General features: G+C 64.1%; 14 protein-coding genes, 3 pseudogenes and 1 riboswitch. Of the genes and pseudogenes, 9 read left to right on the top strand and 8 right to left on the bottom strand.

Annotated features, from left to right (window positions below; all coding sequences use genetic code 11):
- Positions 1-133: 133 nt before the first annotated feature.
- Positions 134-700 carry a manganese efflux pump MntP gene (locus FZF13_RS07980; RefSeq protein WP_024924143.1) on the bottom strand — a complete coding sequence of 189 codons (567 nt, stop codon included), beginning with the start codon at positions 698-700 and terminating at the stop codon, positions 134-136.
- A 79-nt stretch (positions 701-779) separates the two neighbouring features.
- Positions 780-869: riboswitch (yybP-ykoY riboswitch) on the bottom strand.
- Positions 870-1,202: 333 nt separating this feature from the next.
- Here FZF13_RS07980 and FZF13_RS07975 point away from each other — a divergent pair.
- Together FZF13_RS07975 and FZF13_RS07970 are read left to right on the top strand one after the other, a co-directional pair.
- Positions 1,203-2,159, top strand: coding sequence for a DUF535 family protein (locus FZF13_RS07975; protein ID WP_024924142.1), 957 nt, complete (start codon positions 1,203-1,205; stop codon positions 2,157-2,159).
- Positions 2,160-2,277: 118 nt separating this feature from the next.
- Positions 2,278-2,886 (top strand): nucleotidyltransferase domain-containing protein, encoded by a 609-nt coding sequence (locus FZF13_RS07970; RefSeq protein WP_024924141.1) that lies wholly within the window; start codon positions 2,278-2,280, stop codon positions 2,884-2,886.
- A gap of 2 nt (positions 2,887-2,888) precedes the next feature.
- Here FZF13_RS07970 and FZF13_RS07965 read toward each other — a convergent pair whose 3' ends face one another.
- Positions 2,889-3,344: an SRPBCC family protein gene (locus FZF13_RS07965; protein ID WP_024924140.1), complete on the bottom strand. Its 456-nt coding sequence runs from the start codon at positions 3,342-3,344 to the stop codon at positions 2,889-2,891.
- A gap of 177 nt (positions 3,345-3,521) precedes the next feature.
- On the opposite strand from FZF13_RS07965, the gene FZF13_RS07960 reads away from it, so the two are divergent.
- Positions 3,522-5,327 (top strand): IlvD/Edd family dehydratase, encoded by a 1,806-nt coding sequence (locus FZF13_RS07960; RefSeq protein ID WP_024924139.1) that lies wholly within the window; start codon positions 3,522-3,524, stop codon positions 5,325-5,327.
- A gap of 90 nt (positions 5,328-5,417) precedes the next feature.
- Here FZF13_RS07960 and FZF13_RS07955 read toward each other — a convergent pair whose 3' ends face one another.
- Positions 5,418-7,274 (bottom strand): sensor domain-containing diguanylate cyclase, encoded by a 1,857-nt coding sequence (locus FZF13_RS07955; RefSeq protein ID WP_024927531.1) that lies wholly within the window; start codon positions 7,272-7,274, stop codon positions 5,418-5,420.
- 500 nt (positions 7,275-7,774) lie between these two features.
- A complete protein-coding gene (locus tag FZF13_RS07950) occupies positions 7,775-8,194 on the bottom strand; it encodes a GFA family protein (RefSeq protein ID WP_024924137.1) in 420 nt (139 codons plus the stop codon).
- Positions 8,195-8,479: 285 nt separating this feature from the next.
- Between FZF13_RS07950 and FZF13_RS07945 the strand changes: the two genes are divergently transcribed.
- On the top strand, positions 8,480-9,949 hold the full coding sequence (locus FZF13_RS07945; RefSeq protein WP_024924136.1) for an MATE family efflux transporter: 1,470 nt from the start codon (positions 8,480-8,482) through the stop codon (positions 9,947-9,949).
- 345 nt (positions 9,950-10,294) lie between these two features.
- A complete protein-coding gene (chrA, locus tag FZF13_RS07940) occupies positions 10,295-11,500 on the top strand; it encodes a chromate efflux transporter (protein WP_024924135.1) in 1,206 nt (401 codons plus the stop codon).
- Between the two features lie 243 nt (positions 11,501-11,743).
- On the opposite strand, the gene FZF13_RS07935 is transcribed toward chrA, so the two are convergent.
- Both FZF13_RS07935 and FZF13_RS07930 read right to left on the bottom strand, forming a co-directional pair.
- Positions 11,744-12,346 carry a dimethylsulfonioproprionate lyase family protein gene (locus tag FZF13_RS07935; RefSeq protein WP_024924134.1) on the bottom strand — a complete coding sequence of 201 codons (603 nt, stop codon included), beginning with the start codon at positions 12,344-12,346 and terminating at the stop codon, positions 11,744-11,746.
- 396 nt (positions 12,347-12,742) lie between these two features.
- Complete coding sequence (locus FZF13_RS07930) at positions 12,743-14,332, bottom strand: trimethylamine methyltransferase family protein (protein ID WP_024924133.1); 1,590 nt, start codon at positions 14,330-14,332, stop codon at positions 12,743-12,745.
- Between the two features lie 255 nt (positions 14,333-14,587).
- Between FZF13_RS07930 and FZF13_RS07925 the strand changes: the two genes are divergently transcribed.
- Positions 14,588-15,688 (top strand): DUF3471 domain-containing protein, encoded by a 1,101-nt coding sequence (locus tag FZF13_RS07925; RefSeq protein WP_024924132.1) that lies wholly within the window; start codon positions 14,588-14,590, stop codon positions 15,686-15,688.
- Between the two features lie 529 nt (positions 15,689-16,217).
- Here FZF13_RS07925 and pdxR read toward each other — a convergent pair.
- Positions 16,218-17,706: pseudogene (gene pdxR, locus FZF13_RS07920) on the bottom strand (MocR-like pyridoxine biosynthesis transcription factor PdxR).
- A gap of 633 nt (positions 17,707-18,339) precedes the next feature.
- On the opposite strand from pdxR, the pseudogene pgi reads away from it, so the two are divergent.
- Positions 18,340-19,975, top strand: a pseudogene (gene pgi / locus FZF13_RS07915) (glucose-6-phosphate isomerase).
- Positions 19,976-19,989: 14 nt separating this feature from the next.
- Positions 19,990-20,690: pseudogene (locus FZF13_RS07910) on the top strand (HAD family hydrolase).
- Positions 20,691-21,015: 325 nt separating this feature from the next.
- On the opposite strand, the gene FZF13_RS07905 reads toward FZF13_RS07910, so the two are convergent.
- Positions 21,016-21,684: a hypothetical protein gene (locus FZF13_RS07905; protein ID WP_150978952.1), complete on the bottom strand. Its 669-nt coding sequence runs from the start codon at positions 21,682-21,684 to the stop codon at positions 21,016-21,018.
- Between the two features lie 747 nt (positions 21,685-22,431).
- Between FZF13_RS07905 and FZF13_RS07900 the strand changes: the two genes are divergently transcribed.
- Positions 22,432-22,722 carry a hypothetical protein gene (locus FZF13_RS07900; protein ID WP_024922350.1) on the top strand — a complete coding sequence of 97 codons (291 nt, stop codon included), beginning with the start codon at positions 22,432-22,434 and terminating at the stop codon, positions 22,720-22,722.
- Positions 22,723-22,885 lie beyond the last annotated feature (163 nt).

The raw sequence follows: 22,885 nt of genomic DNA, 5'->3' as shown, positions 1-22,885 counted from the left end.
CACAGCCATTCTGTGCACGGGCGCTGTCATAGATCGAAAAGATACTTAGGTCAAATCCTAAGTGTTTCGAGATGCCGCTTTAACTGAGGGGGCAGGCCTCAGTTCGGGAGACGATGGGGCGGAAGCTGCTTGCTCAGCCGGCGCCGAGATGATCGATGAGGATCTTGCCGCCAAGGCCGATCAGCGCGATGCCGCCGACGATCTCGGCATAGCGGCCAAAACGCGCGCCGAGATATTTGCCGGCCAGAACGCCGGTGATGGTCATGACCATGGTGGCAAAGCCGATCGCCGCCGCCACGACAAAAATGTTCACATCGAGAAAGGCCAGCGAAACGCCGACGGCCATGGCGTCGATGCTGGTGCCGACCGCCGTGGCCAGAAGGCCGAGCGTCGGACGTGCGGTCGGCACGTCGGAAGGCTCTGCCTGAGGCCACAACGCCTGCAGGATCATCCTGCCGCCGACGCCGGCCAGCAGCGCGAAGGCGACCCAGTGGTCGACGCTCTGGATCCACTGGCTGGCGGCGATTCCGAGTGCCCAGCCGATCAAAGGCGTCAGCATTTCGATGACGCCGAAGACGAGGCCGGTCTTGACGGCTTCCGACAGCGAAGGGTGCCTGGTGGTGGCGCCGCGGCCGATGGCCGCAATCAAGGCATCGAGCGACATGCTGACGGCCAGCACGCCAATGGCGATGGGCGACATTGGAAAATTCCGGAACAGGGACGTTGCCAGACGAATGGTGCCGTCATGTCCTGATGACGGTTTTCGCCACGGTCTTGCCAAACGGTCATGCCCGCCGGACGCACCACGCATTGACGCGAGTATGTTGATGCGCCCCCGTTTCCGGTGGCTACTCCCCGATGACTTTGAAATAAGGCGGCCTGCCCGACATGTCAATCGCGTGATCTTGAAAAAATCAATTATTACAGTGAGTTAGCCTATGCTAAGTTTGCGCGAAGACGGTAAGGAACCTCGCCTTGGCAACAGGCTGAACGGCATCGTGGCCGGGCGGGCGGCGATGGCGGCGGCGTCATCGCTGCGGCGGGCGCTCGGGCCCGGTTCCGTCACGGCTATGGCCACGATGGCGGTCGTGGCGGCTAAAAAGCCGGTCCGGCAAGCGGTTTGCCCGGCCCGTATGGCTTGCCGTGCTGCCTTGTCGGCGGTAGGAAGCCGCAACCCAAGGCAGTCTCCTGCGAGGAATGCGATGCAGTCGCCGACTGCCAACGTTGACAGTTTGCCGCCCGAACCGATCAAGATCCCGAAACCGCGTCCGCCGCGCTCCGCGCTGCGGCGCAAGCTGGATCATTGGTGGGCTACGACGAAATGGGCGGCGCTCAGGTGGATATACCGCCGCGAGATCGCCAAGCTGAGCGATGTCTTCGGTGCAGAACCGTTCGCCGCGATCCTCGACCGCTATCCGGGTATCCTGGACAAGCCCGTCCGGCCTTATCTGCTGTACGGCCTGAAGTGGCAGAACCGGGCGCCGGCGGTGATCGATCACTATCAGGCGGCGGCGCGCCTTTTGACCAACGAGGCCTTCGTCGAAAGCCACATCGATGGCGTGCGGCTTCTGACGCTGCCGACCGACGCTGGCGAAGTCTCGGTGGACCTCGCCGGCCAGGGCGGATTGTATCGCGAGGCGGAATGGCGCCTTGTCCTTTGCGTCGACGCGCGCCCGGTGATGGAGATGGGCCTTGCCATCGTCAATGAGCGCAACCTTAAGCTCGACGGCAGCGCGGACGTTCTGTGGATCGGCGTGCTCAAGACCGCTCTTGCCGGCACGCATGGCCTGGACGATGCGCGCGCCCTGACCAAGGCGATGGAGGGGCTGAGGCCGAAATCGCTGCTGCTTCTGGTGGCGCAGGCGTTGGCCAAGGCCCTCAATCTCGGCGGCCTGTTCGGCGTATCCAACAAGGGCCATGTCTTTGCCGGCGACTACAGCCTGCGTCGCCGCATCAAGGCCGACTATGACAGCTTCTGGCTCGAATGCAGCGGCGAGAATGTCAGGCCGACCTTGTTCGCCCTGCCGCTGGTCAAGGCGCAGCGCGACCCCAGCGAATACAAGCCGAACAAGCGGGCGCAGGTCCGCCGGCGTCAGCAGCTGGAACTCGATATCGAGAAGCTGGTTCGCGAAGCCATCGAGCCGCTGCTGCGCCGGTAAGAGGGCGGCGGTGGAAACGCCCAAGACCCCGTGAGCCAGCGGGCATGCGCGGCGGTCGCTTATTGACCGGCAGGACGTTTTGAAGAGGCGGGTCCGTGACGGGTGTTGTTGGTTGGCGATGAACGAACAGGCCGAGATTCCCGATCAGGAACGATGGGTGGCGTGGCAGCCCGCTGAGTTGGCGCAGCGCCTGCGCGATGTCGCACGGCCGTGGTGCATCGTCGGTGGCTGGGCTCTCGATCTGTGGCATGGAGCCGAGACCCGCGACCACGGCGATCTGGAATTCACGATCCTGCGCGAGGATCTCGGCGCCTTTCGGCGGGCATTGGGCGATCTGGAATTCTACACCGTGCATGACGGCGTTCTCGAACGTCTCGCGGTGGACCGGGAACCGGCGGCCGAGATCTTTCAAATCTGGGGCTTCGACCGCGCCGCCGGGCGCTGGCGGGTGGACATGATGATCGAGCCTGGAACGGATGACGGCTGGGTCTACAAGCGGGCAACGGAAATCCGGCGGCCGCGCTCCGAAATGGTGATGCGGACGGCTGGCGGTATTCCTTACCTCAACCCGTCCGCCGTGCTGTTGTTCAAGGCAAAATACCAACGCCCCAAGGACGAGGCGGATTTCGCGGCGGCACTGCCGAAACTAGCCGCGCCCGAGCGTACCTGGCTGAGGGATTGCCTCGAACTGCTGCACCCCGGCCATGGCTGGACAAAGGCACTGTGAAATCAGCCGGCGTCGCCCACCTTCTTGCCGAAGGTTGAGAAAAACTCGCCGGCCAGCTTCTTGGACGTCGACATGATCAGGCGGCTGCCGAGCTGGGCGATCTTGCCGCCGACATCGGCCTTGGCGGCGTATTTCAACACGGTGGCGTCGCCGCCGTCGGCGGTCAGCGTCACGTCGGCGCCACCCTTGGCGAAGCCGGCGATGCCGCCCTTGCCTTCGCCCTGGATGGTATAGGAATGCGGCGGGTTGAGGTTCTTCAGCGTCACCTCGCCGTTGAAGGTCGCCTTGATCGGCCCGATCTTCAGCACCACGGTGGCGGCCATGTCGGTGGGCGATTTCATCTCCAGGCTCTGGCAGCCGGGAATGCTTTCCTTGAGCACCGCCGGATCATTCAGCGCCGCCCAGACCTTGTCGACGGGGGCCGCGATGCGTTCTTCGCCTTCGATCACCAGAGCCATCAAAACCTCCCGGGAAAACGGTCCGGCCCGCGCCGTTGCGTGCAAAGTCCATAACAGGCCTAGCCAAAGCCGTAGCGGAGTGCATCAATGCTGTCCATCGCACCAAAGTCCGGGGTGTGGCCTTGCCCGGACGCGCGCGATGACATATCCAATTGTCGGACAAATGCGGAGACAGCCATGGCAGGCGCGCCTAGCGATAAGAAAAGATTCCGGTCGCAGGAGTGGTTCGACAATCCCGGCAATCCGGGCATGACCGCTCTCTATCTGGAGCGCTATCTGAACTATGGCCTGACCCGCGAAGAGCTGCAGTCCGGCAAGCCGCTGATCGGCATCGCCCAGACCGGGTCGGACCTTTCGCCCTGCAACCGCCACCATATCGAGCTGGCCAAGCGCGTGCGCGAGGGCATCGTGGCGGCCGGCGGCATTCCCTTCGAGTTCCCCTGCCACCCGATCCAGGAGACCGGCAAGCGCCCGACCGCTTCGCTCGACCGCAACCTTGCCTATCTGTCGCTGGTCGAGGTGCTCTACGGCTATCCGCTCGACGGCGTCGTGCTGACCATCGGTTGCGACAAGACCACGCCGGCCATGCTGATGGCGGCGGCCACCGTCAACATCCCGGCGATCGCGCTCTCCGTCGGGCCGATGCTGAATGGCTGGCACAAGGGCAAGCGCACCGGCTCCGGCACCATCGTGTGGGAATCGCGCCAGCGCCTCTCGGCGGGCGAGATCGACTATGACGAGTTCATGGAGATCGTGGCATCCTCGGCGCCGTCGGTCGGCTATTGCAACACCATGGGCACGGCGACGACCATGAACTCGCTGGCCGAGGCACTCGGCATGCAATTGCCGGGCTCCGCCGCGATTCCAGCGCCCTATCGCGAGCGCGGCCAGATTTCCTACGAGACCGGCAAACGCATCGTCGGCATGGTGCATGAGGATTTGAAGCCGTCCGACATCATGACGCGCGAAGCCTTCGAGAACGCCATCGTCATCAACTCGGCCATCGGCGGCTCGACCAACGCGCCGATCCATCTGAACGCGATTGCCCGCCATCTCGGCGTGCGCCTCGACAACAATGACTGGCAGACGATCGGCCACAAGATCCCGCTGCTGGTGAACCTGCAGCCGGCCGGCGAATATCTCGGCGAGGATTATCACCATGCCGGCGGCGTGCCGGCGGTGGTCGCCGAACTGATGAAGGCCAGCCTGCTGCCGCATCCCGGCGCCTTGACCGTCAACGGCAAGACCATGGGCGACAATTGCGGCAAGGCCGAAAACCTCGACACGAAGGTGATCTTGCCGGTGTCGGACCCGCTGAAGAAGGAAGCCGGCTTCATCAACCTGAGCGGCAATCTTTTCGACAGCGCCATCATGAAGACCAGCGTGATCTCCAAGGAGTTCCGCGACCGCTATCTGTCGAACCCGGCCGACCCCGAGGCTTTCGAGGGCAAGGCGGCGGTGTTCGACGGGCCGGAGGATTATCACGCCCGCATCGACGATCCGGCCGAGGCGATAGACGAGCACACCATCCTGTTCATGCGCGGCGCCGGCCCGGTCGGCTATCCGGGTGGCGCGGAGGTGGTGAACATGCAGCCGCCGGCCTATCTGATCAAACGCGGCATCCATTCGCTGCCTTGCGTCGGCGACGGCCGCCAGTCCGGCACGTCCGGCACGCCGTCCATCCTCAACGCCTCGCCCGAGGCAGCCGCCGGCGGCGGCCTGGCGCTGCTGCGGAAGGGTGACCGCGTGCGCATCGATCTCAGGAAAGGCACCGCCGATATGCTGGTGCCGGAGGACGAGCTGGCCCGCCGCCGCGCCGCGCTTTCCGGCAATGGCGGCTACCACTATCCGAAACACCAGACGCCCTGGCAGGAAATCCAGCGGGGCATGGTCGACCAGTTCTCGGAAGGCATGGTGCTGAAGCCCGCGGTCAAATACCAGGATGTCGCCCACACCGCCGGCCTGCCGCGCGACAATCACTGAAGCAGTCGCGATAAAGTTTTACGGGCGTGGCGCCGGCCGCGCCCGTTTTGTTTGAGATGCTGGCTATGATTGCGGCTTCCCGTCCGTCGCTCAGCGCCTGCGCTTGGTCGGCAGCTGGATGACGTGGGGGATGTCGATCACCTTGTGCAGATTGCTCGCCGCGACCATGTTCCGGCCTTGCCGCTTGGCCTGGTAAAGCGCGGCGTCGGCTGCCTCGAACAGCGAGCCGTCGTCATCGGTGAAGATCGGCCTGAGCGTCGCGCAGCCGATGCTGACGGTGACCACGCCATGGTCGCTGGCCTCGTGGCGCAGGCCAAGTTCGCGCACGGCCGCGCAGATCGTCTCGCCCAGCATCAGCGCGTCCTCCGGTTCGGTGTCGGGCAGAAGCACCGTGAATTCCTCGCCGCCATAGCGGGCGCAGAAATCCTCCGGCCGCTTCAACGCGTTGCGGATGGCTGTCGCCACCTTGCGCAGGCAATCGTCGCCCTTGGCATGGCCATAGACATCGTTGAAGTCCTTGAAGCGGTCGACGTCGATGACGTGCAGTGAAAGATAGGACCCCAGCCGCGAGGCCTGCCGCCATTTCAACCGGCTCTGCTCGTTGAACTCGCGCCGGTTGGGCAGGCCGGTCAGCGCATCGATGGCCGCCATCGTCTCCAATTGCTGTTCGCGTAGGATGCGCGCCGTCACCTCGCGCGTCGAACCGACGATGAAACGCGGCGCGTCCTTGTTGGACGTCGACAACCGCACCCGGTTTTCGAACCACAGCAGATTGCGGTTCACGTCGTAGGCGCGGAAAACATAGGCGACGTCGGCGTCGCCGGCGCGCACCCTCTGCATGCCGTCGGTGATGATGCCCATGTCGTCCGGGTGGACATGGGCGCGCCAGTCGAAGTCGCCAAGCGCGCCTTCGGCGAGGCCGAGCACCTGGGTGGCCACCGGCGAAATGAAGATGATGCGCCCATCGAGGTCGCTGACGAAGGCCATGTCGCCGGACTGGCGCGCCACCATTTCGTAGATGTCGCGGTCGGCCTGCCTGAGATGCAGGAGCCGCTCGCGTTCGTGCAGCAGCGCCGCCACCAGCACCACGATGCCGAAGGTCAGGATCAGGAAGACCCTGCACAACAAAAGCGCATTGTGCACGTCCTCCAAGGCCATGGTGTGGAACGGCCCATAGTCGGCGCCGGTGAACAGGATGGCGATGGGCACCAGCAGCCCGATGGAGGCGACGATGCCGACAAAACCGTAGCGGAACAGGATGCCGATGAGCGGCGGCAACAGGAGAAACAGCGGCAGCACGGTGGGCTGTTCGAAGATCAGCGCCGCGAACAGGCCGAACCCGGCCAGCGAGACGATCGCTTCCAGGGAGCGGCCGCTGCGATGAAGCTCGATGAGCTGGCGCGGCTGCAGGCGCAGGATCAGCGGGGTGAGCACCACATAGGTCAGGGCCGTGTTGGTGAACACGTAGAACCCGTAATGCACGGCGCTGTGTCCATGCGGCGGCGTGCGCACTGCGGCATGGACGAAAGCGGAGACCAGCGGAATGAGAATGATGACGACCACACCGAAGCGCGCCCAGGCCCTCAGCGTGTCGGAGCGGCCTTCGATCCAGTCGCGGTCGCGACCCAGAACCACCGCGGCGGCATAGGTGAGCAGGATCGACGACCCTGTGAAGATCAGTGTCGTCGGTGAGACGATCTCGGCGACCGGGCCGATCGCCAGTCCCCGGGTGAGCGCCAGCAGCGGAAAGGCGGTCACCGCGTAGCGCGGCCACCGCTGGCGTGGCGTCAAAAGCAGGACCCCCAGCAGCAGGCCGCCAGCGAGCGGGAAGGAAATCAGCCCCTCGACGCGCAGCAGCGAGTTGGACAGATAGTTGGCGAGCGTGAGCAGCGCCATCCACAACAGGAACGGAGCGGCGGTCCGCACTGCCTGCCTGGACGGAACCATCTGGTGTCGCCACATCGCCCGAGCACCCCGGACACTGTCTTCCGCCCAAATCTTATTTAGCTTTGCCTCCTTTAGGAAGCGTATTCCGGCGGTGACCATAACGCGACGGGTAACGGTTCGTCGCGTAGCCGATATTCGGCCGCGTTCCGATCGAAAAGGGGTTGGAACAGGATTTGAATGGATTCAATTGGTGTCGTCCTGTTGCGGCGAAGTCACAGGTCGAATCGCGGTTCCGTGCTATTCAACAAGCAGCAGTCCATGGGGCGATGCCGGATCGACCAAAGATCGGCATCGGGACGGTTGCCGGGTTCGCGTGGCGTTGGTTTCAGTCGCCTTGCCGATGTCCAGATCGGCCACGGAAACGAGAATTCGATCGGACCTTGAAAGCTTTTCCAGGTGTCGGTCGCTGGTCCTGCGGGGGACGGGCCCCGGCAAGGTCGGTCACTCCCACCGGCCTTGCCGGCGCGCCAAACACCGGTGCGCCCACCCTGATTTAGCCTCTACAGATATCTGGTGATCGCCGGCGCCTGCATCTGCTGGTCGCGCTTGCCGTCTTCATAGACGATCGGCGCGGCGGCCAGTTCTTCCTCTGTGGCATCGTCCAGGCAGGCGACGTTCACCGCCCAGAAATTGCCGCCCATGAAATCGAGATAGCCGCGCGAGAAGGTGTGCACGCCGCAGGCCGGGCACATGTAGTGGTTGATGTCGCCTTCCGGCCAGTTGGAAGGCCGCGCCTTGTAATCGAGCATGCGCTCCTTGCCGCCGGTGATCTCGACCGCCTCGTAGGCGGCGAAGGACTTTTTGTAGCCGACCTTGAGGCAAAAGCTGCAATTGCAGCGCCGGATGCCGTCGTCGAAATCGAGCTCGGCTAAGAAGCGGATGAGACCGCAATGGCAACTGCCGTGATAGGTTTTTTTCATGCTCCCTCCTCCTTGCCCTGCCGGTGCGGCCTATATGGCTGCCGACGCACGGGACAGCATGCACATTGCGCGCTGTCCCGACACTGCTTGCGGCGCAACGCATGTCGGTAGTCGCCACTTCTTGCCACCAACCTGGCCAGGCGTTCCGCGGTCGAAGTTGAATATTTTTACCCGGGTAATATTGACGGGAATTCGGAAAAGGCGCATAGGCGGCGGCCTCGCCGGTGTGAATCGGCGAAAGCCTTCGATAAGACAGCGATACGCCGCGACCATGGATGACATGCAATGACCGACAAGCCAGCCGCCCGCCCGTCGCGCGACCTCACCAGCGGGCCGATCGCCAGCACGCTGCTGGTCTTCGCGCTGCCGGTGCTCGGCTCCAACGTGCTGCAATCGCTGAACGGTTCCATCAACGCGGTCTGGGTCGGCCGTTATCTCGGCGAGACCGCGCTGGCGGCGACATCCAATGCCAATCTGGTGCTGTTCCTGCTGCTCGGCACCATGTTCGGCATCGGCATGGCGGCCACCATCCTGGTGGCGCAGTCGGTCGGTGCGCGCAACCTGGACGAAGCCAAGCGCATCGTCGGCACCAGCGCCACCTTCTATTTCATCGTCTCGCTTGTTTTCGCGCTGGGTGGCTGGCTGTGGGTGGACAAGATCCTGTCCCTGTTGGCGACGCCGCCCGACGCCATGCCGCTGGCGCGTGCCTATCTGCTCGTCATCTTCGCGGCGGTGCCGGCCGCCAATCTGCTCGGCTTCGTCATGACCATCCTGCGCGGCGCCGGCGATTCGCGCACGCCGTTCTTCTTCATGGCTTTCGCCGTGCTGCTCGACATCGTGTTGAACCCGCTGCTCATCGCCGGCATCGGCCCGTTTCCCAAAATGGGCATCGCCGGTTCGGCAATGGCGACGCTGATCGGCCAGACGGTGAGCGTCATCGCCATCCTTGTGCTGCTCTACCGGCGCAAGCACCCGCTGCGGCTGGCAGGCCCCGACCTTGCTTTGCTCAAGCCCGACCCGAGGCTGCTGCGCATCATCGTCGCCAAGGGCGTGCCGATGGGCCTGCAGATGATCGTCATCTCGATGGCAGCCCTGGTGGTGATGGGGCTGGTCAACGGCTACGGTTCGCGGGTCACCGCCGCCTACGGCATCACCGCGCAATTGTGGACCTACATCCAGATGCCGGCATTGGCGATCGGCGCCGCCGTCTCGTCCATGGCGGCGCAGAATGTCGGCGCCCGCCGCTGGGACCGCATCGGCCGCATCGCCGCCGCCGGCGTCGGCTTCAACCTGTTGCTGACCGGCTCGCTGGTGGTGTTGCTCCATCTGTTCGACCGCCCGATCCTCGGCCTGTTCCTGGCCAATGACAGCACCGCGGTCGACATCGCGGAGCACATCAACAACGCCGCCTCGTGGTCGTTCATCCTGTTCGGCGTCACCATCGTGCTGTTTGCCACGGTGCGCGCCACAGGCGCGGTGCTGCCGCCGCTGATCATCCTGATCGTCTCGGTGCTCCTCATCCGCACCGGCTTTGCCTATTCGCTGCGCGATTGGCTTGGCCAGGAGGCGCTGTGGTGGAGTTTTCCCGCCGGTTCGATCGCCTCGCTGGCGCTGGCCGCCGCCTACTACCGCTTCGGCGGATGGCGCACCATGCACATGATCGAGGAGGAACGGCCCGCCGCCGGCGAACCCCCGGACACCGGCCTCGGCGTGCCGCGTGGGCGCGCACGGCTGGGGGAACAGGCGGAGGGGTGAGAGCCCGGTTCGCCGCAGGCGAATTGAAAGGTCCGGTGGACCTTTCAAAGGGCTCGAACGCCCGAGGCCGTAGCCGAGGGCCGGGAAGCGGTTCGTCTCAAAGATCGGTTCCGACCCCCTCTCCGTCGCCACTGCGCGGCGCCACCTCTCCCCCATTTCATGGGGGCGAGGAACCCAAGCTGGAAAGGCGCTCGCATCGCTGCATTGGTTCCTCGCCCCTGCCGAAGGCGGGGGCAGAGGTGGCGAGCCCGAAGGGTGAACCGGAGAGCGAGAATTCCATGTCGAGACGCTTGCCCGTTTGAGACGAGCAGCTAGGATCGCCGCGCAAACGGGGCGACGGGCAAGGTGACGGAAAAGATCGATACGGAAACCGCCGCCGGATCGCGCCTTGCCGAGGTGTTCGGCGCGTTCCTGCGCCTCGGCCTCACCTCCTTCGGCGGCCCGATCGCCCATCTCGGTTATTTTCGCGACGCCTTCGTGGTGCGGCGCAAGTGGATCGACGAGGCGAGCTACGCCGATCTGGTGGCGCTCTGCCAGTTCCTGCCGGGGCCGGCCTCCAGCCAGGTCGGCTTTTCGCTCGGCGTGCTGCGCGGCGGGCTGGCCGGCGGCATCGTCGCCTGGGCGGGTTTTACGCTCCCGTCGGCGCTGCTGCTCACGGCTTTCGCGCTGGGCGCCGGCGTGCTCGACAATCCGGTGGGAGAGGGCGTGCTGCACGGCCTCAAGCTGGTCGCCGCCGCCGTGGTGGCGCAGGCGTTGTGGGGCATGGTGAGAGCGTTGACCCCGGACCGCCAGCGCATCGCCATCGCGCTTATGGCACTTGCTCTGGCAAGCCTCGTCGCCGGCTGGCTGGGCCAGGTCGCCGCCATCGCCGTCGGCGCGGTCGCCGGGCTGCTGTTCTGCGGCGGCGAGGCCGGTGCCACGCCACGGCATCCGGCTTTTCCGGTCGGGCGCCGCGCGGCCATTGCCGCCCTTGTCCTGTCCGTCGTCCTGCTTGTACTGCCGCCGCTACTCGGCGCCTGGACCGGCAGCCATCTGCTCGCCTTCTTCGACGCCTTCTACCGCTCCGGCGCGCTGGTGTTCGGCGGCGGCCATGTCGTGCTGCCATTGCTGCAGAACGCGGTGGCCGAACCCGGCTGGGTGCCGGTGCAGCAGTTCCTCGCCGGCTATGGCGCCGCCCAGGCCGTGCCCGGCCCGCTTTTCACCTTCGCGGCCTATTTAGGCGCCGTCTCCGGCGTCGTGCCCAACGGGCCGCTGGGTGCAATGCTGGCGCTGGTGGCGATCTTCCTGCCCGGCCTGCTGCTCGTCTATGGCGCCCTGCCGTTCTGGGACGGCTTGCGGGCCTTGCCGAGGGCGCAGGCGGCGATGCGCGGCGCCAATGCCGCGGTGGCCGGCATCCTCGCCGCCGCCTTCTACGACCCGGTCCTGATCAGCGCCATCGCCGGGCCGCTCGACATTGTTTTCGCCGTCGGCGGCTTCCTGCTGCTGGTCTTCGCCAAGGCGCCGCCGTGGCTGGTGGTGGTGCTGCTGGGGGCAGCGGGCGCGGTGGGGTGAGGCTGATTTGTTTTTCCCTTCTCCCCTTGTGGGAGAAGGTGCCTGAGCTCGGCGGCGAAGCCGCCGGAAGCGAGGGCGGATGAGGGGTGTTGGACGGAGCGCTGCGTCGCAAACTGCGTTGGTGTTGATGCGGGGATTGGTTCTGAAACGCCTCGTTTCTTCCAACACCCCTCATCCGTCTCGTCGCTGCGCGCCGATCCACCTTCTCCCGCAAGGGGAGAAGGGAAGTCAGTACTTCGCCGGCTAAGGAAGCGGCAGGCACCAGATGGCCAGGAAGGCTTTGTCGCCCGAGCGCATCGCATGCACGATATGGGCGGGATTGTAGATGAGGCCGCCGATGCCGGGTTCGTTCCAGGGACCGTCATTCTGCCGCCATGCGCCGGCCGACAGCGCGATATAGACCTCTTCCGGCGGATGCCGGTGATCGGGATAGATCGTGTCGGGCGCCATTACCGAGACGCCGATCTCGACATGCGTGCTTGGCACCGGGCCGTCGCGGCCGACGATCATCGCGTCGGCGTAGCGGTCGGCCAGCCCGTCGGCTGCGCGCCGTTCGGCCCGGTTGCTCCACGCCAGAACGGGTTCGATCGCCTGGAACGCCTTGCCGAGCCCGCGCATGGGCAGTTCGGCGTCCCGCAAGCCATCGTAGCAGGCCTCAAGATGGGCGCATGCCGGCGGGAGCGTTGGCCGCCGCACGTCCCGGGTTTCGCCAGGGCCGTGGGAAAGACCGTCCACCACGCGGCGCCATGCGCGCGAAAGCGGCGTCTCGCACGTCGCCTTCAGCCCGACCGCCTCCTTGAGATTGTCGAGGAAGGTGGTCAGGTTTTCCTGGGGGGATGCTGCCATGGTGCTGCTCCGGCGTTGCGACCGCACTGTTCCACGAGGAACAAGGCGGGGGCAATGGTGGGATATCTTCCTTCTCCCCCTGTGGGAGAAGGTGGATCGGCGCGCAGCGCCGAGACGGATGAGGGGGTGAGAACCCGGTTCGCCGGAGGCGAATTGAAAGGTCCAGTGGACCTTTCAAAGGGTTCGAACGCCCGAGGCTATGCCGAGGGCTGGGACAAAACTGCGACCTGACCCTCGCAAACTCGCTGCCCTTCGGGCGTTCAAACCCTTCAAAACGTCCACCGGGCGTTTTGATCTGCCCGAAGGCGAACCGCCTCCCGGCCCCTCGCAGGCTCGGGGCGTTCGAAGCTCGAAAAGCCAAGCAGTTGGCTTTTCGTCCGCTGCGCGGACCGCTTCTCACCCACCCATATTCGCACGGGTCAGGTGGATGAGGCCGTCGAAGCGCTGGCGCAGGCGGTCGTCGATGGCGCGCGGCACGTGGTGCGGGAAACGTTCGGCCAGGATGCGCTTCTTTTCGGCAATCGCACGCTGCAGGATGTCGGGCTTGCCCCTCTCGTTCCATTCCTTCGGCGAGAAACGGTCGCCGATGGCCGGATAGAAATACTCCGTCTGCATCAGCTTCAGCGTCTGGTCGTTGCCGAGATAGTGGCCCGGGCCATTGAGGCAGACCTCGGTGATCGTATCGATGGACAGCGCCTCGTCGGTCACCTCGATGCCGCGCACGCAGCGCAGGCACTGGCCGATCATGTCGTTGTCGATGATCAGGCTTTCCAGGCAGAAGCCGAGCAGCGAGGCGTGCATGCCGGCCGATTCATAAATCAGGTTCAGCCCCGACAGGCCGGCCATCACGTCGGTAATGCCCTTTTCGAAACCGGACTGGATGTCCGGCAGCTTGGAATCGGCCATGCCCGCCGCCGAACCACCCGGCAAATCGTAGAATTGCGCCATCTGCGCGCAGGCCGCCGTCAACAGTGCCTGCTCGGCCGAACCGCCCGACATGGCGCCGGTGCGCAGGTCGGAAACGAAGGGCCAGGTGCCGAAGATGGCGGGATGGCCGGGCTTCAGCGCGTTGACATAGACGAGACCCGCCAGCACTTCGGCCACCGCCTGCACCACGGCCCCGGCAATCGCCGCCGGCGCGGTGGCGCCGGCCTGGCCGGCCGAAAGCAGCAGGATCGGAATGCCGCCTTCCACGCAGGCCTCCAGCACGCCGCAGGCATCCTCGGCGAACTTCATCGGCGGCACGACGAAGCAGTTGGAGTTGGAAACGAAGGGCCGGGCACGGAAATTCTCCTCGCCGCCGGCGATCGCGTAAAGCATCTCCAGCGCCGGCTTCACATTCTCGCGCACCGTGAACGAGGTGCCGACATGTTTGGAGGTTCCCATCACGCAGGCATAAAGCGTGTTGAAATCCATCTCGAGCGGGTCGGGAATGTCGCGCGGCACCATCGGCCGCTGGAAGAAATGGATGTTGTCCAGCCCGTCGACGATGCGGGCGGCGTCATAGATGTCCTGCAGCAGGCTCTCGCGATATTCCCGCTTCTCGACATCGACCAGATGCACGGCGGCGCCCGCCGTGCCGTAATGCACGCGTTTGCCCTGGATCAGCATGTCATGCTTGGGATCCTGGCCGTGCAGGGTGAAATTGCGCGCCGCCTTCTTGATCGTGTCGAGCACTAGCGCGCGCGGAAAACGGATGCGGCCATCGTCGCTGTAGCTGGCGCCGACGCCGATCAAGGCCTCGATGCAGGAGGGAATGGCGTTGGCGAAACCGACGGTCTCGAGCAGCGTCAACACCGCTTCGTGGATGCGTTCTCGGTCGTTCTGGCTCAGCGGGCCGTAGCGTCCGCCTTCGAGCCCGGCGCGCACTGGCCTAATATCATCGGCCAGAGGTGCTGCGCGCATGGCGCGTCGCGCCTCGCGTCCGCCGGACCGGCGTGACCGGCTGTCGCCTTGCAAATCCTGCTTTTCCGCGGCCATCGACATGGAAAACCTCCACTGCTTCTTGCTGAAGCCGGACACGTGGCGGTTGGTCCACCATCGCGCGGCTCTTTCCCCTTGTTTTGCGAACTATGCCAAGCCCATTGGTGCAGCCTATGGGCCAGCCCATTCCGGCAGATGGACCAGAGAGGGCTCGGCCGACGGAAAAATCGCTTGCTGCGGCGTTGCCAAAAAAAGTGCCCAAAAAACAGCTTGAGCCGAACCTATGGTCATACCTTACAGCGGTCTTCAGGAGGGTTCATGGACGACCGGACAACAGACAATCACATCGCCGTGACCGAATGGCTGAGTGCCGCCGAATGCGCCGATCGCATCGGGCTGACGGTGCGGGCGTTGCGACTCTACGAACGCTACGGGCTGATCAGGCCGCGCCGCACCCAAAAGGACTGGCGGCTCTACGGCACCGCCGACATCGCCCGCCTGACCGAGGTGCTGGCGCTGAAGCGGCTCGGCCTCTCGCTTTCCACCATCGCCGGCCTGCTGGCCGGCCGTGAAACCGACCTCGAGCGCATGCTGGCCATGCAGCATTCCGTGCTGCGCGAAACGCGCGAACGGGCCGAGCACGGCCTGTCCATCGTCGAGGCGATGCGCGCAAAACTCGCCGGCGGCGGCCATGTCTCGATCGACGATCTCGTCAACCTGACCAAGGAGACCAAGATGACCGACACCTCATCGGACGCCATCGCCTGGCGTCGCTACGAACAGGCAAGACCGCGCACCGAGGTCGAGATCGACCGGGCCGTCTACGCCGATTATGCCGGCCATTATCGGCTGGAAGACGGGCCGGGCCTCGCCGTCATCCATCGTGGCGACCATCTCTTCATCCAGGTGACCGGCCAGCCGGAGGTGGAAGCCTTTCCCGAAAGCGATCGCTCCTTCTTCCTCAAGCTGGTGCCGGCGCAGATCACTTTTCAACGCTCGGCCGATGGCGCCGTCGACAGGCTGGTGCTGCACCAGGGCGGTCTGGATATGACCGCGCAGCGCATCGACGAGACCGCCAGCCGCGAGATGGATGCGGCCCTGGCCAAGCGTATCCGCGACAGGACGCCGGTACCGGGCAGCGAAGCGTTGTTGCGCGCGACCATCAGCGACCATATGCGCGGCGAGCCCGACTACGAGCGGATGAGCCCGGCATTGGCGGCGGCGGCGCGCGCGCAGAAGGACGTTATCGCCAACGACCTGGCGCGTCTGGGTGCGCTGGTCGATGTGACATTCCGGGGTGTCAGCCAGGAAGGTTGGGACGTCTACGACGTGCGGTTCGAGCATGGCGAAGTGGAATGGAGTTTCGACCTGACGCCCGAGGGCAAATTCGGCGGCATGTTCCTGCGCCCAAGGCCCTAGAACCCGCGGAAGGGCATTTCGTCCCCGGTCGCGTCACAGCGACAACCAGCACCGTCGAATGCATCGTTAGGGAGCCCGCCCGAAGGTGTTTGGCTGGACTATACGCGCGTGCGCGCATTCGCGCCGTTGGGTGATGGCTTGGCCTATCGTCACCGGATTTGGTGCGTCTCTGGCCCAATGGGTTCCAGCGCGGGATTTTGGCCGCCGGTCCAAGGAGGGGCATTTGGCAAACCTACTGGTATGGACCGGCGTGCTTGCCGCGCTCAGTCTGCTGACCGCAGGCGTTTGGTGGCTGCTGCCAATGTGCCTGCCCGTCTCTTTCGCCTTGCGGCTGCAGTGACGCGAGGCGGCGCTGCCCGACCACTGTCGACTGGACGATTGGATTGACCATCGACAACGCCCTTGCAGGGCACGATCGGCACAAAAGTTGCGCCGGCTAACATGTTTGCCGGCTCCGACCGTCCTGTCCCCGAAAAGAAAATCGCCCGGCGCGAGGCCGGGCGAAGATGAGCCGTTTGGGAGGATGCGGCTAAGCGGCTGCCGGGCGGCGGCCGGCCGCAGTGGCCAGCTCGCGGATGCCGGGTTCGATATGTTGCAGCGAAATGGACGAGATGCCCAAGCGCATGAAACGCGACGGCTTGTCGGTACGGTCGAAGAAGCGGTCGCCCGGCTCGATGATGACGCTGCGGCTGGCCGCTGCGCCGGCGAGGTCACGCGAATCCGTTCCGCGCGGGCCCTCCAGCCAGAGCGACGTGCCGCCGGCCGAATCGGTGGCGCGCCATTCCGGCAGGAAGGCCGAGATCGCGTGCACCAGCCGCTTGCGCCGCTCGTCGAAGGCCGACGACAGACGCCGCACGAGCGCCTCGTGATGGCCGAGCGAGAGGAACAGCGCCACCGCGCGCTGGTTGTTGGCCGGCGGATGGCGCAGCATGAAGCGGCGCAGCGCGCGCAGTTCCGCGATCAGTCCGGCCGAGGCCACGATGTAGCCAAGCCGCAGGCCCGGAGCCAGCGTCTTCGACATCGAACCGACATAGACGACGCGGCCGGAGCGATCGATGCTCTTCAGCGCCTGCTGCGGCGCCTCGTCCAGCAACTGGCTGTCATAGCCGTCCTCGATGATGATCTGGTTGTGGCGGTTGGCCCGCGCCAGAAGGTCCTGCCGGCGCTCCTGCGACAGCGGCACCATGGTCGGGCACTGGTGGCTCGGCGTGACAAAGACAAAACCGGAATCCGACGGGATCGCCGAGGTGACGATGCCGGACTGGTCGACAGGCACTGGCTGGATATCGGCGCCGGCCAGCCGGAAGATCGAGCGGGCGTCGGGATAGCCCGGGTCTTCCATCGCCACCTTCGAACCCTTGGTCATCAGCAGCGTGGCCAGCATGTAAAGTGCGTTCTGGGCGCCCAGCGTGACGATGATCTCGTCCGGATTGGCGAAGATGCCGCGCCGCGGCAACAGCCGCGCCTGGATCTGTTCGATCAGCAGCGGGTCGTCGCGGTCGACCATGTCGGAGGCCCAGTTGCGGATCTCCAGCACGGCCAGCGCCATGCGGTTGCACTCGCGCCACTCGGCGGGGGAACAGCGCCGGGTCGAACTGGCCGTATACGAACGGATATGACGACTTGATCCAGTTGTCGTGCTTGGCCGGCGGCGGCATGTCGCTGGCGGCGATCTGGCGGCGTGCTTTCCAGTCGATCTCGTTGGACTGTTCCGGCGTCTTCTGCGGCTTGGCCGGCGTCGCCAGCACTTCCGGATTGACGAAGTGGCCGCGCCGCTCGCGCGCCACCAGGAAGCCCTGGTCGACGAGCTGCTGGAAGGCCAGCACCACCGTGCCGCGCGCGACGCCGAGTTTTTCGGCCAGGATGCGGCACGAAGGAAGCGGCATGGAAGCGGCGATCTGACGGTCGAGGATGGCTGCCACGATCGCCTGGCGGATCTGTGCCTGCAGGGTTTGGCCGGACTCGGCGGAAATCCTGAACAGGCCCGACCATATCGCGGTGTCGTTTCTCTGTGGCATATCCTAGCGCTCCTCGGTGGACAGTCTTTTTTGTTTTGTGGACCAGTGAACTGTATGATTGGTACAAGGGGTTGCGCCAATCAATTTTTCTGATCGCTGGGATTTATGCCAGTGATCCTTCATTCCCCGCCGTGAACAACGGAGGGTAGAAATTTCTCGCTTTGGTTGATGTTGGTCACCGCTAGTGTCGTGACACGGGCATCGCGCGACAATTTCCCGTTCCGGCATGGATTCCCGACACTCTCCGCTCCCTACGGTCGCTCACGAGGTCGGGAATGACGAGCTTTCCTTGCCTCGTGCAAATCGAGAACGCTGGCCTATCCCCAGCGCTGGAGATCGGCCGAGACGTCCCTTGCCTTCCGTTATTCCCGACCTCGTGAGGGAGCGAAGCGACCGGAGAGTGTCGGGAATCCATGCCGGAACGGTGGTATTTGGCACAGGGGCGTGGAACCAGACCGACAGTGGCGACGAATTTCGATCGTCATATGTCGTGCAAGGATGAGCAAAGCCCCGTGGTGCTCCGACGAGGCGCTTGAACCGATTGAAACTCCGCGAGATAAGTTCGTCACCAGCCTCTCGCTTGCCGCATTCGCTCTGCTAGACTGCGGCCGAACCACCCCGCTACCTCCGGAGATCGCCGTGGACCGCACCGCTTTCGACAAACAGCTCGCCGCCCTTCGCGCCCATCGCGCCGCCACATCGATGAACATGCGCGCGGTCTTCGCCGCCGATCCGGACCGCTTCAAAGCGCTTCTCGGCGCTGGACGGCGACCTTCTGCTCGACTGGTCGAAATGCGCGGTCGACGCCCGGACCATGGAGTTGCTCGAGGGCCTAGCCAAGGCCGCCGATGTCGAAGGCAGGCGCGCTGCGATGTTTGCCGGCAAACATATCAACATTACCGAGGACCGCGCCGTATTGCACACGGCGCTGCGCAATCTCTCCGGCAAGGGGCTTACCGTCGACGGCCAGGACGTGCAGAAGGACGTCCGCTCGGTGCTCGACGCGATGAGCGTCTTCGCCGACGCGATCCGCTCGGGCAAGGCGGCCGGCCATACCGGCAAGAAGATCACCGACATCGTCAACATCGGCATCGGCGGCTCCGACCTTGGCCCTGTCATGGCGACGCTGGCGCTCGCTCCCTATCACGACGGGCCGCGCGCGCACTACGTCTCCAACATCGACGGCGCCCATATGCATGACACGCTGAAGGGCCTGTCGGCGGAGACGACCTTGTTCATCGTCGCCTCCAAGACCTTCACCACCGTCGAGACCATGACCAACGCCGAAACGGCGCGCAAATGGGTGGAGGCCAAGCTCGGCAAGGAAGCGGTCGGCAAGCATTTCGCCGCCGTCTCCACCGCGCTCGACCTCGTCGCCAAGTTCGGCATCGAGAAGGACGTGTGTTCGGCTTCTGGGACTGGGTTGGCGGGCGTTATTCGGTGTGGGGCGCCATCGGCCTGCCGGTGATGATCGCCGTCGGGCCGGAAAACTTCCGCGCCATGCTTTCCGGCGCGCATGAGATGGACGAGCATTTCGTCGCCGCGCCGCTGACCAGGAACCTGCCGGTGCTGCCTGGTCGGTTCTGGCATCGCGTCTGCGGCTACCCGGCCCGCGCGGTCATTCCCTACGACCAGCGCCTGTCGCGCCTGCCGGCCTATCTCCAGCAGCTCGATATGGAATCGAACGGCAAGAGCGTCATGCTGGACAGCGCCGGCGCGGTGACGCCGACCGGCCCGCTGGTGTGGGGCGAGCCCGGCACCAATGGCCAGCACGCCTTCTTCCAGTTGCTGCACCAGGGCACCGACATCATCCCGGTCGAGTTCATCGCCGCCCGCTGTCGGCCACGAGCCGGACCTGAAGCACCATCACGATCTCCTGCTCGCCGTGGCGCAGTCGGAAGCGTTGATGAAAGGCCGCACGCTGGAAGAGGCGCGCGCCCAGATGCTGGCCAAGGGCATGAAGCCCGAGCAGGTCGACAAGATCGCCCCGCACCGGGTCTTCTCGGGCAATCGGCCGTCGCTCACCATTCTCTACCGCAAGCTCGACCCGCGCACTTTCGGCCGGCTGATCGCGCTTTACGAACACCGCGTCTTCGTCGAGGGGCACGCTCTATGACATCAATTCCTTCGACCAGTGGGGCGTCGAACTCGGCAAGGAACTGGCGACAAGCCTGCTTCCTGTCGTTGAGGGCAAGGAGAATGCCGCCAGGAGGGATGCCTCGACCGCCGGGCTGGTGGACATATTCACCGGCTAAGCGGACGGGAGTAAGAAATTTTGGGGGCATCAAGGGCATCCTTTTCGACAAGGACGGGACACTGATCGATTTTCACGCCACCTGGTCGGGGTGGCGGACCGCATGGCGCTGGAGGCGGCGGCTGGCGACCGCGCCAAGGCCGACGAATTGCTGGCCAAGGCCGGTTATGATTTCGAGACCAAGGGTTTCAAGGCCGATTCCATCTTCGCAGCCGGCACCAATGCCGACATCATCGCGCTGTGGTTCCCGGAATTGTCGGCGGCCGAACAGCGCGAGGCGCTGGACCATTTCAACGAAATCAGCACCGAACAGGGCTCGGCAATGGCCGTGCCGCTGCCGGGCATCGCCGGAGCGCTGGCGGCGTTGCATGCGAAATCCTACCGGCTGGGGGTCGCCACCAACGATTCGACCGCCGGCTGCGAGCGCACACTTTCCGCGATCGGCATGGCGCAGCTGTTCGACGCCGCCTATGGCTATGACGCGGTCGCCAACCCGAAGCCGGCGCCGGACGCGGTGCTGGCCTTCTGCGACCTCACCGGTCTGAAGCCGTCCGAGGTTGCCATGGTCGGCGACAATCGTCACGACCTCGACATGGCCCGCGCCGGCGGCTGCGGCCTGGCGGTCGGTGTCCTGTCCGGCACCGGCACGCGCGAATCGCTGGCCCCGCTCGCCGACGTCGTGCTGGCCTCGGTCGCCGACCTGCCGGCGTTTCTGGCCGGGCGGGGGTGAGGAGGCGATAGCGATACAAGGCAAAGGACCTGGTACTCAGCTCTCTGAATTTAGACGACCCAAGCTACCTCGGGAGTTGGTCTATGTTGGAGCGATGATCGCGTCAGCGATATCGACTGTTAATCGTCGATTTACCAAAAAACCTTCTACTATCTACGACTTTCCTTCGCCAAATCTTCATAATATTGGGCGCGCCTGAAATCCTCGATTTTGGCCGTGATGCCAGAGCTGCACTCAGGACAACAAGTTGCCGGCAAATCATAACGCTCAATCAGTGTCATTCGACCTTCATCATAATCCCACTCAAGGAAGCTGTCCGTTTCTATCACATCACAAGCAAACCCATTTGCCCGCACGATTCACAGTCTGATACAAGTTCTCTCCGCTGGCAGAAGCAACATTGCTCCTCGGCAACGATAAACGTGTCTTCATTGCATTCTGGGCAAAGCCAGACTTCCCCTTCATTGCTCTTTGCGTAGATGCGCGCCTTTTGGAGCATTTCGGCGCGAGCCTTAACACGTTGTAGAATTTTCTGGAGGTCATCCTCGTCTATGAAATCTGGAGGGGTGAGATCCAAATGCTCGCGATAAAAGAAAATCACGAAAGCGAATATCTCCGAGAACTTCGCCTCAGTTGCCTCTATTCCATGATCGAATTCATAATGGACCAGTTCATTTCGTAAATTTATCGCAGATCGAATCTTTAAATGATCGACATCGCTGATCGAAATGTTTCCTATTGTTGGATCTTTTATTCGAGAAAGCGCTAAATTTATCCCAACGGTCTTGCCGGGTTTGTCTATGGATTCTAAAACGAATGCTGGATGGATAAGCCTCAAATATTCCTTGAAGGCTAACTCCATTGCCTGAACAACATTAACAATCGCAAATTTCCATTTATCAGCGCTGTGCTCTTCTCGGTGAGCATAGCGTACGGCCTCTCTAAAATAAGAGATGCTGTTCTCTAGAAGTGCAAGTTTGTGATCGTTGGCCATCTATCTGAGATAATGCGCTTAGTTAATAACTAACAGTCATTGCTAACATAATCTCATAATAAATCGTGGAGGACGCGAGATATCGGGCCCGCGATCCGGAAGGCCATCTGTGGACCTTCGCCGAGACGGTGAGGCACGTTCCCGTCAACGTCGCCGAACAGCTGAGCGGCTGCACCATCGAAGGCTGGCATCGGGGTAGAGAGTGACGCCCACAAACCCGACGCTATGAGCGTTGAGGGGTAGCGCTGTCGTCATTCCGGAAGCCGAAGCGCAGCGAAGGCTATCCGGAACCCATTGGTCGCAACATCGTAAGGCACGGCCCGGTCCTCGTTCTGAACCGTTCATGCAGCCGAACCGGCGCTGCGTGCTTCATTCCCATCGGCACGATCTTCGTTCCCGGCCGCGCTTCTCAATGGGTTCCGGGTCGGCACTCGGCTTCGCCTCGCTTGCCCGGAATGACGGGCGCAGAGTGGTTCGCCGCTTCTTCAGCCTGCCGTGCTGGTCGACCAGGGCGCCGGCAAGGGAGGCCACCCGGTTCGAAATCCCCTCCACATTCTTCTGGCTTGATGACGGCAGGCCGATCGCCAATGGCTCGCCCGCCACAGCTCCTTATCTTTTCTTGATCTTTTGCGCCTCGATCCCGTCTCGAATTCTTATCCGCGCACGCGGTAATCCAATGGGGTTCCCATGCAGACGGTCCGGCCATTGGCGGCTGTGGCCGGCTGGAAGTGCCGCGATCCCCGTTCCATGCAAAGACCCGTCTCCCAGTTCCGCTTCCTGACCAGGACCAACTCCATACCGACGGAGTATTTTGTCCTGGCCAATTTGAAGGCGGTCGGCCCCGTGGTCGGGCACCTCGCCGGCGAGCCGATCCGCGACGCGGTCCTCGACGAGGGCGGCCGCCGTTACCGTTTCGCCGGCGTCATGCCGCGCACCGCGACCGGACGCTTCGCCGTCGAAGCGCTTCGTCCCGGCGAATGGATCGTGCAACCGGGCCTGATCTACCGGCTCGAGGAACCGGCGCCGATGTGCGCCTGAGGCAAATGGCGCGGCGCCGTGTGTGCCATTCCCGATCGCGAAGAACGGGCCCGGGCCGTTCCTTTGAAATCCCCTTCACATTCTTCTGGCTTGATGGCGACGGATCGGAGATTGTCGGCGTCTCGGTTGCGTCGGCCCGAAGCCGGCGGGCAGGGCGATCGGG

This window comes from Mesorhizobium terrae, from assembly GCF_008727715.1.
GTDB lineage: Bacteria > Pseudomonadota > Alphaproteobacteria > Rhizobiales > Rhizobiaceae > Mesorhizobium > Mesorhizobium terrae.
The sequence above is the reverse complement of the archived record's forward strand: the minus strand, read 5'-3'. Positions and strand labels throughout refer to the sequence as shown.